General features: G+C 74.0%; 11 protein-coding genes. 2 read left to right on the top strand and 9 right to left on the bottom strand.

The annotated features are described in order from the left end of the window. Positions 1–122: 122 nt before the first annotated feature. Together AB2U05_RS03170 and AB2U05_RS03165 are read left to right on the top strand one after the other, a co-directional pair. Complete coding sequence (locus tag AB2U05_RS03170; RefSeq protein WP_369182340.1) at positions 123–1,205, top strand: nitrous oxide reductase family maturation protein NosD; 1,083 nt, start codon at positions 123–125, stop codon at positions 1,203–1,205. Between the two features lie 61 nt (positions 1,206–1,266). Next, positions 1,267–2,292, top strand: a complete 1,026-nt coding sequence (locus AB2U05_RS03165; RefSeq protein WP_045693282.1) for a methyltransferase — start codon at positions 1,267–1,269, stop codon at positions 2,290–2,292. 72 nt (positions 2,293–2,364) lie between these two features. Here AB2U05_RS03165 and AB2U05_RS03160 read toward each other — a convergent pair whose 3' ends face one another. The 9 genes from AB2U05_RS03160 to AB2U05_RS03120 form a co-directional block, all read right to left on the bottom strand. After that, positions 2,365–3,033 carry a class F sortase gene (locus tag AB2U05_RS03160; RefSeq protein ID WP_369182339.1) on the bottom strand — a complete coding sequence of 223 codons (669 nt, stop codon included), beginning with the start codon at positions 3,031–3,033 and terminating at the stop codon, positions 2,365–2,367. 86 nt (positions 3,034–3,119) lie between these two features. Beyond that, positions 3,120–3,581, bottom strand: coding sequence for a hypothetical protein (locus tag AB2U05_RS03155; RefSeq protein WP_045708695.1), 462 nt, complete (start codon positions 3,579–3,581; stop codon positions 3,120–3,122). 318 nt (positions 3,582–3,899) lie between these two features. Then, positions 3,900–4,220 carry a TcmI family type II polyketide cyclase gene (locus AB2U05_RS03150; protein ID WP_045693338.1) on the bottom strand — a complete coding sequence of 107 codons (321 nt, stop codon included), beginning with the start codon at positions 4,218–4,220 and terminating at the stop codon, positions 3,900–3,902. Between the two features lie 17 nt (positions 4,221–4,237). Next, positions 4,238–4,693, bottom strand: coding sequence for an SRPBCC family protein (locus AB2U05_RS03145; protein ID WP_045693279.1), 456 nt, complete (start codon positions 4,691–4,693; stop codon positions 4,238–4,240). A 1-nt stretch (position 4,694) separates the two neighbouring features. Beyond that, entirely contained in the window at positions 4,695–4,955 is a 261-nt protein-coding gene (locus tag AB2U05_RS03140) for an acyl carrier protein (RefSeq protein ID WP_045693278.1), read from the bottom strand. Between the two features lie 34 nt (positions 4,956–4,989). Then, entirely contained in the window at positions 4,990–6,231 is a 1,242-nt protein-coding gene (locus tag AB2U05_RS03135) for a beta-ketoacyl synthase N-terminal-like domain-containing protein (protein WP_045693277.1), read from the bottom strand. Positions 6,232–6,236: 5 nt separating this feature from the next. Further along, entirely contained in the window at positions 6,237–7,493 is a 1,257-nt protein-coding gene (locus AB2U05_RS03130; protein ID WP_045693276.1) for a beta-ketoacyl synthase, read from the bottom strand. Beyond that, positions 7,490–7,918, bottom strand: a complete 429-nt coding sequence (locus AB2U05_RS03125) for a cupin domain-containing protein (protein WP_045693275.1) — start codon at positions 7,916–7,918, stop codon at positions 7,490–7,492. Before AB2U05_RS03125 ends, AB2U05_RS03130 begins: the two co-directional genes overlap by 4 nt. Positions 7,919–7,949: 31 nt before the next feature. Continuing rightward, positions 7,950–9,122 (bottom strand): SchA/CurD-like domain-containing protein, encoded by a 1,173-nt coding sequence (locus AB2U05_RS03120; RefSeq protein WP_045693274.1) that lies wholly within the window; start codon positions 9,120–9,122, stop codon positions 7,950–7,952. Positions 9,123–9,320 lie beyond the last annotated feature (198 nt).

Genomic DNA, 9,320 nt, shown 5'->3' with positions numbered 1-9,320 from the left:
CCACCCCTGGTGGCGGCCCCACCCGGGCACCCATAGCGTCGATTCGGCCGCACCCACCGGCCGTCACCGCCCGCTCACACGGCGTCCACGACGAGGCTCGCCGGAAAGACAGGTCACCACACATGCCCACGCGACGGGTCCACCTCCTCGCCGCGGCCACCGCCGCCGCCACCGCCCTGACCACCGTCCTCGCCACCCTGACCGCCGCCGCCCCGGCGCACGCCGCCGCCGAAGGCACCCTGCACCTCGTCCAACCCGGCGAGTCCGTCCAGCAGGTCGTCGACGCCGCCCGCCCCGGCGACACCGTCCAGCTGATGCCCGGCACCTACGCGGGCAGCGTGCGCATCACCACCCCCGGCCTCACCCTGCGCGGCGCCGGCCCGACCACCGTGATCACCCCGGGGACGGGCACCGAGAACGCCTGCGCCGCCGCCGGGCACGGCGTCTGCGTGGACGGCACCGAGCAGGCCCCGCTGGCCGGCGTCACGGTCGAGGCCCTGGCCGTCACCGGCTTCCGCAAGAACGGCATCGACGCGAGCGGCACCACCGGTCTGACCGTCCGGGCCACCTACGTCCACGACAACGCCCAGCAGGGCATCAGCCAGGAGATGTCCACCCGGGCCACGATCATCGACAACCGCTCCGTCGACAACGGCCAGTCCGGCGTCTTCCTCGCCAACTACGCCTACCGCGAGGGCGGGGCGCCCGACACCGGCGGCACCGTCGTCGAGGGCAACGACCTGCGCGGCAACCGGGTCGGCGTCACCGTCCGCCGGCTGCGCGGCCTGGCCGTCCAGGACAACAAGATGAGCGGCAACTGCGCCGGCGTCTTCGTGGTCGGCGACGAGGGCGTGCCGCGCGCCGGGGACCTCGACGTCCGCCGCAACCGGGTCGTCGCCAACAACAAGTTCTGCCCGGCCAACCCCCGGCTCGGCGCCATCCAGGGCGCCGGCATCGTGCTCACCGGCACCGAGGACACGCGGGTCACCGACAACGAGGTCCACGACAACCGCGGCAGCTCCGACTTCTCCGGCGGCATCGTCCTCTTCAAGAGCGCGGTCGGCGTCCCCAACGCCCGGGCGACCGTCACCGGCAACCACCTGAGCGGTAACGCCCCGGCCGACCTCGCCGACCGCGACAGCGGCGCCGGCAACGTCTTCGCCCGCAACACCTGCTCGGTCTCCGAGCCGTCCGGCCTCTGCTGACCCGCGCCCACCGCCCGCCCGCTCCCGACGCCCGCCGCCCCCCTCACCGCGAAGGACCGCCATGACCACCGCCCCCGCCAACCCCCAGGCCGCGATGCGGCTGCGAGAACTCGTCTTCGGCGCCGCCTGCGCCGCCGCCGTCCGCGCCGCCGCCCGGCTCGGTGTCGCCGACGCGCTCGACGACACCCCGGCCACCGTCGACGAACTCGCCGCCGCCCTCGACACCGAACCCCGCGCGCTGCGCCGCCTGCTGCGCGCCCTCACCTGCTACGGCATCTTCGCCGAGACCGCCGGCGACCGCTTCGAGCACACCGAGATGTCCCGCCTGCTGCGCGAGGACGCGCCCAACTCGCTGCGCTACATCTCCCTCTGGTGCACCGAGCCGTGGACCTGGGAGGCCTGGCCGATGCTCGACGAGGCCGTCCGCTCCGGCCGCAACGTCTTCCCCGAGCTGTTCGGCAAGGAGTTCTTCGACTACCTGCACAGCGAGGGCGGCGACTCGGCCAGGGTCTTCGACAAGGCGATGACCACCTCCAGCCGGCAGTCCGCCCGGGACTTCGCCGACTACCTCGACCTCACCGGCATCGACACGGTGGTCGACATCGGCGGCGGCCAGGGCCACGTCCTCGCCAGCCTGTTGGAGAAGCACCCGGCCCTGCACGGCACCCTGCTCGACCTGCCCAAGGTCGTGGCCGGCGCCGACCCCCGGCTGCGCGACGGCGGCGCCCTCGCCGACCGCGCCCGCCTGGTGCCGGGCGACTGCCGGGTGGACATCCCGGTGCGCGCCGACCTCTACATCATCAAGAACATCCTGGAGTGGGACGACGACAGCACCCGCCGCACCCTCGCCAACGTCGTCGCCGCCGCCCGCCCCGGCGCCCGCGTGGTCGTCGTCGAGAACCTCGTCGACGACAGCCCCTCGATGCGCTTCACCACCGCGATGGACCTCATGCTGATGCTCAACGTCGGCGGCGCCAAGCACTCCGAGGCCAGCATGGTCCGCCTGATGACCGAGGCCGGCCTGACCGTCACCGAGGTCCGCCCGGTCAACCCCTACCTCCACGCCTTCGAGGCCACCGTCCGCTGACGCCCGCACGCACCGCACCAACGGCCGCCGCTCCCCGACTCGACGGGGGCGGCGGCCGTTGGTGTGCCCCGCTCAGGCCTTGTGGGAGGACTCCAGGTGGGCGAAGACGACCACGTTGTCCAGGTAGTCGCGCTTCTGCTTGTCGTACGTGCCGCCGCAGGTGATCAGGCGCAGCTGGGCGTCGGGGGTCTTGCCGTAGACCTTCTGGTCGGGGAAGGCGTTCTTGGCGAAGGTCTCTACCGAGTCGACCGAGAAGACGGCGACGGTGCCGTCCGCACGGCTCACCTCGACCTTGTTGCCCGGCAGCAGCAGGCTCAGCAGCAGGAACACCGCCGGGCCCTTGCTGGTGTCGATGTGCCCGGCCACGACGGCGCTGCCGCGCTCGCCGGGGGTGACGCCGTCGCGGTACCAGCCGACCAGGTTCTTGTCGTCCGGCGGCGGCGCGTCCAGCTGGCCGGTGGGGCCGAGGGCGAGCTCGGTGAACGGCGCGTCGACGGCGATCTGGGGGATGCGCAGCCGGGTCGGCTTGGCGCGCTTGAGCACCGGCGCGCCGGGTGCGGCGGCCGGGGCGGCCGGGGAGGGGGGTGCGGACGCAGCCGCGGTGGCGGCCGGGGGAGCGGCCGGGGCGGCCGCCGGGTCGCCGGCCGGCGTGGTGTCCGCCGAGTTGTAGATCAGCAGCAGGCCGACCGCTGCCGCGCCCATGCCGGCGCGCAGCAACCGCGGCATTCCGGGACCGGCCATCGTTCACCCTTCCGGGACGGCCCGCCGCCCCCGGTGCGCCCCGGCAGCGGGGGCGCCCAGGGGCGGCGGAGGAGGTGGGGGAGCAGTCAGAGGGCGGCGGAGGTGCGGCGGCCGCGGCGCAGGGCGAAGGCGCCGGCGCCGAGGCCGCCGAGCAGCAGGACGGCGCCGGAGGCGAGCCCGCCGCCGGACAGGGCCAGGCCGCCGCCGCCGGTGTGCACGCCGCCGTGCGGGGCCTTGTGCTCCTCCTCCTTGGCCTCGGTGCCCTTGCCCTCCAGGCCCTTGCTCTCCGTGCCCTTGCCTTCGGAGCCCTTGCTCTCGGTGCCCTTGTGCTCGGTGCCCTTGCTCTCGGAGCCCTTGTGCTCCTCGGTCGGGGCGGCGGGCTTCTTGTCGTCGGTGGTCTTGGGGGCGTCGGCGGGCTTGTCCGTCTTCTCCTGCCAGGTGAGGTTCTTGCCCTGGTCGGCGGAGCCGTCGGCGAAGGCCATGGGGGCTCCGGCGGTGAGGACGGCGGCGACGGCGGCTCCGGCGAGCAGCGTGCGTGCAGAACGCATGAGGATGATCCTTCCGGCGCACGGGCCGCGACCGCCGGCAGGGTGCCGGTCGAGGGGAGTCGCGGGGAGGGGCGCCTGATCCACCGTCATCCACCGTGCGGCCGCCTGCCACCGGAGCGTGGCGGCGCCGCCACGGTCGGTGCGCCCTTCGGGTGGAGTCCCGGGTGTGTTCACCCGGGTGCCCCGGCGATCCGGGTGATGCCGGGTTACACCGCCCGCGACGGCCGCGACGCCCGCGCGGGCCCCGCGCGCACCTGGGCCCGCCCCCGGCGCACGGCCGGGGGCGGGCCCATGGAGGACACGGTGACGCGTGGTGCGTCAGCGGTCCCAGCGGTAGAACTCGCGCGCCATCGCGTCCTTCGGCTCGCGCCAGGTGGCCGGGTCGTAGGCCTGGACGAAGGCGGTGAGGCGGTCGCTGACGCTCCGGAACTCCGGGTGTCCGGTGACCTTGGCGACGGCCGGCCCCGGCGGGCGGTCGGCCTCGATGAGGTGCAGGTAGACGTCGCCGAACTGGAAGAGGCTGCGCCCGGTGACGCCGATCAGGTGCGGCAGTTCGCCCCGGTCGGAGTCGGCGAACACCTCGGCGATGTCGGGGGCCGCCTCGGGCTTCATCCGGGCGACGATCAGGGCGCGGTGGATCCCGCCTCCGGTTCCGGTCATCGCTCGGCCGCCCGCTTCTCGACCTTCTCCCGGATCAGCTGCATCTGGATCCGGGAGTTCTTGTTGATGTGGTTGACCATGCCGTTGTCGTCGACCGGCGCGGTGGGCTTCATCGCGAAGTCCTGGATCCAGCGCATCTTCGTCCCGGCCGGGACTTCGGCGTATTCCCAGCGGATGTCCATGAACTCGAACGGGCCGGGTTCGACCCGGCGGGCGCGCACCGCCAGCGAGGGCCGGTCGGTGGTGCGCTCGGAGACCCAGCTCCACACGTTGCCGTTCTCGTCGGGGTGCATGGTGAGCCGGAAGCGGACGCTGTCGCCGGTGCGCTCCAGCACCTCCACGGAGGCGTACTCGCTGAACAGGTCCGGCCAGTTCTCCAGGTCGTTGGTCATCTCCCAGACCAGGTCGAGCGGAGCGTTGATGACGATCTCGTTGTCGGTGTGTCCGGGCATCTCAGGCGCCTGCCTTCGCGGAGAGGGAGGAGTTGACCAGCTGGAGGAACTCGGCCGGGGTCTTGGCGGATTCGGCGCCGGTGGTGACCTTGAGGCCGTGCCGGTTCTCCAACTCGCCGACGACGCCGAGGAGTCCGAGCGAGTCCACGCCGAAGTCGTCGAAGTGGGCGCCGGGTTGTTCGAGGTCGGCCGGGGTGATGCTGACGCCGGCCCGGGCCTGGATCAGGTCCGCCAGCTCGGGGTAGCTGAGGGTGTTGCTCACGGGGTGTCCCTTCGGGGAGCGTTGTCCGGAGAGGTCAGGGCCGTTCGCCGCGCCGGAGCACCAGCGCGGAGTTGGAGCCCATCAGGCCGCGGCTGAGCACCAGGGCGGTGCGCAGCTCGGCCGGCCGGGCGCGGCCGGTGACCAGGGCGAGGTCGTGGCAGACCTCGGTGACATTGGGGGTGGGCGGCAGGACGCCGTCCTCCATGGCCAGCACGGCGGCCGCCACGTCCAGCATCGGCGCGCCGCAGTAGGCGCGCCCGGTACCGGTCTTGGGCGCCGTGACCGGCACCCGTTCGGCGGCCGGGCCGAGCGCGTCGGCCAGTGCCAGGGCCTCGGCCCGGTCGGCGGCCGGCACGCCGAGGGCGTCCGCGAAGACCACGTCGATCTCCTCGGGCGCGATCCTGGCCTGGTCCAGCGCGGCCCGGACGGCGGCGGCCAGGCCGTCCCGGGACTCCTCCCAGCGGGAGGCGCCGGTGAAGGTGGCGCCGTGCCCGGCCAGGTGGGCCCGGACGGTGGCGCCGCGGCGGCGGGCCGCCTGCTCGTCCTCCAGTAGCAGCATCGCCCCGCCCTCGGCGGGCGAGAAGCCGCAGGCCTGCGCGGTGAACGGCAGGTAGGCCGCCTCGGGCCGCTCGGCGAGGCTCAGTTCGGGGTAGCCGAGCTGGCAGACCATCGAGTACGGCGCCAGCGGGGCCTCGGCGGCGCCGACCACCACCGCGTCGGTGCCGCGCCCGATCGAGCGGGCGGCGTGCGCGAGCGCGTCCAGGCCGCCGGCCTCGTCGCTGGCGACGACGGCGCACGGGCCCTTGTAGCCGCCGCGGATCGAGATCTGGCCGGTGCTGGCCGCGTAGAACCACGCGATGGACTGGTACGGTCCGACGAACCTCGGCCCCTGGCCCCAGAGTTGCTGCAGCTCGCGCTGGCCGAACTCGCCGCCGCCGGAGCCGGCCGCGGTCACCACGCCGACCGCGTAGGGCTGTTCGGGGTCGGGCGTGAAGCGGGCGTCCGCGACGGCGAGGTCGGCGGCGGCCATCGCGTAGTGCGTGAACCGGTCGGTCTGCACGAGGTAGCGGCTGTCGATCACCGCCTGCGGGTCGAAGTCCCGTACCTCGCCCGCGACTTTGAGCGGCAGGCCGCCGCAGCCCTCGCGGGATATCCGGTCGAGGACGCTCACGCCCTGCCTGGTGGCCTTCCAGAAGGCGTCGGCCCCGACACCGTTCGGCGCCACCACGCCGAGGCCGGTGACCACGGCCCGGCGGCCCTGCTGACGTGACGTCATGGAACTCACCCCGTTCTGTTGAGCACGACGGCGGACTGGAAGCCGCCGAATCCGCTGCCGACCGAGAGGATGTGGCTCAGCGGCAGCTCTCGCGCGGTGCGCGGCACGTAGTCGAGGTCGCACTCCGGGTCCGGAGTCTCGTAGTTGGCGGTCGGCGGCACCACGTTGTGGGCGAGCGCCAGGGTGCAGGCGACCACCTCCAGGGCGCCGATCGCGCCGAGCGAGTGCCCGACCATCGACTTGATCGAGCTCATCGGCGTCTCGTAGGCGTGCCCGCCGAGCGAGCGCTTGACCGCCGCAGTCTCGTGGCGGTCGTTCTGCTTGGTGCCCGAGCCGTGCGCGTTGACGTAGTCGACGTCGGTGCGGTTCACCCGGGCGTGGTCGAGGGCGTGGTCGATCGCCCGGGACATCTCCAGCCCCTCGGTGGTGAGGCCGGTCATGTGGTAGGCGTTGCCGAAGGTGGCGAAGCCGGCGAGCTCGCCGTAGATCCGGGCGCCGCGGCGGCGGGCGTGCTCCAGTTCCTCCAGCACCAGGACGGCGCCGCCCTCGCCGAGCACGAAGCCGTCCCGGTGGGCGTCGAAGGGGCGGGAGGCGTGCTGCGGGTCGTCGTTGCGCTCGCTGGTGGCCTTGATGGCGTCGAAGCAGGCGACGGTGATCGGCGAGATGGGGGAGTCGGAGGCGCCGGCGACGCAGATGTCGGCGCGCCCCTCCTCGACGGCCTGGAAGCCGTAGCCGATCGCGTCCAGGCCGGAGGTGCAGCCGGTGGAGACGGTCTGCACCGGGCCGTGCGCGCCGACCCGTTCGGCGACGGTGGAGGCCAGCGTGCTGGGCGCGAAGGCCCGGTGCAGCTGCGGCTCGGCGTGCCGGTGGTCGACGTCCCAGCGGGCGCCGTGCGCGCTGACCAGGGCGTAGTCGTGCTCCAGCCGGGTGGTGCCGCCGACCGCCGTGCCGAGCGAGACGGCGATCCGCCACGGGTCCTCGGCGCTCAGGTCCAGGCCCGCGTCGGCGATCGCCTCGTCCGCCGCGACCATCGCGAACTGCACGTAGCGGTCCGCCCGTTGGACCTCGTCCGGGCCGAGCCCGTGGGCCGCCGGGTCGAAGTCGACCTCGGCGGCGATCCGGGACCGGAACCCGGCCGGGTCGAAGAGCGTGATGCCCCGGGTGGCGGTGCGGCCGGCGGTGAGGAGCTCCCAGAACGCCGGAACCCCGACCCCGCCGGGCGCGACCACCCCGATTCCGGTGACGGCGACGCGCCGTGTCACGAGGCGACCTTCGCGGGTTCCGGCGGGCCGGCGGCGTCGGCCTCCTCGGTGGTCACGTGGCCGAGGTCGGGGCGCGGGGCGAGCGGGCCGCAGTGGAAGACCATCCGGGCCTCGGTGGCGCCGACGTTGCGGAAGCGGTGGCGCACGTTGATCGGGATCATGAGGCCCTGCTCGGGCTTGAGCGGGTAGGTCTTCCCGTCGAGGTCGACCTCCAGGTCGCCGCAGATGACGAACACGAACTCCTCGGAGTACGGGTGGTAGTGCTCGTTGATCCGCTCGCCCGGCCGGACGATGGCCAGGCCCATGAAGCCGCTGGTCGCGCCGCAGCTCGGCGGGGTGAGCATGGTGCGCAGTTCGGCTCCGTGGCGGCGGTTCTCCGGTGCCTCGTGGACGGAGACGATCCGTGGGAACGGCGTGGTGGTCATGGTGTGCTGCCTCCGATGGGTCGGGGTGTCGTCAGGATTCCTGCGCGCTGCGGTCGGTGAGCGGGCTCATGGCGCGCGCGGCGAGCAGCGCGCTCAGGCCGGCGACGGTGCGCAGGTCCCCGTGCGGGCCGAGGTCGAGCAGCGCGCCGAGCGCGGCGGCCTCCCGCTCGCCGGCGACGCCGAGCGCGGCCACCGGGTCGGCCTCGGCCGGCACCCGGAGGTCGACCAGGCGCACCACCACGTCGTCCCGGTGGAAGACGGTGCTCGCCGCGACCGGGCCGGTCGGGTCGGCGGTGGCCAGGTTGTCGTAGGTGGCCAGCAGTTCGGCGACGGCCGGCCCGCAGCCCGGCCGGACGGGGTACAGCACGGCGTGCCGGTGCAGCCGCCCGGAGCAGGGGGCGCTGGCGATGGCCTGGTGCCGGGCGGGCAGCGCGGCCTTGGCGAAGAAGGCGCGCGCCGACTGCGGGTCGCCCAGCTGCCGGGCCTCCTCCAGGTGCGGGTTGAGCGCCTCCTCGACGGCCCGTACCTCGGGCTGCATCGCGACGTGCCGCAGCGCGTCGCCGAGGCTGCCCTCCACCTCGACGGCCCGCACCACCCGGTTGCCGTGCAGGAACAGCGAGGTGCGGCGCAGCCGGGTGTGCTCGTCCACCTCGGCCTTGGGCGAGGCGTAGCCGGACAGGATGCGGGCCACCTCGGGCTCGCTGCCGGGCTTGACGGTGAAGGTGAGCGCGTGGCGGACGACGCCGTCCGGGCCCGGGTCGGCCTTCGGCGGGCCGGCCTGCCCGGCGGCGGGTTCGGTGCGCGGCAGCCCGGGCGGGACCTCCATCGGGGCGCGGGTGCCGGTGGAACCGGCCGCCGAGGTCTCGCGCAGCACGGCGTAGCGCAGGGAGCGGAAGTTGTCGCTGACGCAGCCGTGCATCGGCTTGACCATCTCGCGGTGGGCGGGGCTGTCCACCCACTCCAGGAAGGTCTCCTGGTCCCGCCACTCGCTGGTGATCAGCCACTGGCGCGGGTCGTTGATCGACTGGCACAGCTGGTCGCTGACGTGGCCGGGCACTGAGGCGACCTGATGCCGCAGCTGCTCGTAGACGTCGAGGAAGCGCTGCTGGGCGCCGTCCTGGATCTCCAGCATCAGCACCACCCTCAGCCGGGAGTCGTTGTCGTCGGAGGGCTGTTTCCGCTGCGGTTCGGACAGGGTAGTCATGATCCACTTTCTGCTCTCGGCCACACCGGCCCGGGCGATCGGCGCCAGGCCTGAGGTCGATCGTCATCGGCCGCTCGGCGAGCCCGCGAGATTTGCGGGCCATCCGGGCGAAGGGGCGGCACAACGGCGGCCGGGCGGGGGATGGAGAACCGGGGCCCCGGCCGTGCGGGCCCGTCGAGGGCGGCGCCGAGCCGATTC

Origin of the sequence: Streptomyces sp. Y1, from assembly GCF_041053115.1 — a bacterium.
GTDB classification, from domain to species: Bacteria; Actinomycetota; Actinomycetes; order Streptomycetales; family Streptomycetaceae; genus Kitasatospora; species Kitasatospora rubellomurina.
Note: the sequence above shows the minus strand (reverse complement) of the source record. Positions and strands in the feature narration are given on the sequence as shown.

Excerpts from the sequence above, each read along its gene's own strand:
- AB2U05_RS03170 (WP_369182340.1), top strand. The coding sequence starts at position 123 with ATGCCCACGCGACGGGTCCACCTCCTCGCCGCGGCCACCGCCGCCGCC.
- AB2U05_RS03165 (WP_045693282.1), top strand. The coding sequence starts at position 1,267 with ATGACCACCGCCCCCGCCAACCCCCAGGCCGCGATGCGGCTGCGAGAA.
- AB2U05_RS03160 (WP_369182339.1), bottom strand. The coding sequence starts at position 3,033 with ATGGCCGGTCCCGGAATGCCGCGGTTGCTGCGCGCCGGCATGGGCGCG.
- AB2U05_RS03155 (WP_045708695.1), bottom strand. The coding sequence starts at position 3,581 with ATGCGTTCTGCACGCACGCTGCTCGCCGGAGCCGCCGTCGCCGCCGTC.
- AB2U05_RS03145 (WP_045693279.1), bottom strand. The coding sequence starts at position 4,693 with ATGCCCGGACACACCGACAACGAGATCGTCATCAACGCTCCGCTCGAC.
- AB2U05_RS03135 (WP_045693277.1), bottom strand. The coding sequence starts at position 6,231 with ATGACGTCACGTCAGCAGGGCCGCCGGGCCGTGGTCACCGGCCTCGGC.
- AB2U05_RS03125 (WP_045693275.1), bottom strand. The coding sequence starts at position 7,918 with ATGACCACCACGCCGTTCCCACGGATCGTCTCCGTCCACGAGGCACCG.
- AB2U05_RS03120 (WP_045693274.1), bottom strand. The coding sequence starts at position 9,122 with ATGACTACCCTGTCCGAACCGCAGCGGAAACAGCCCTCCGACGACAAC.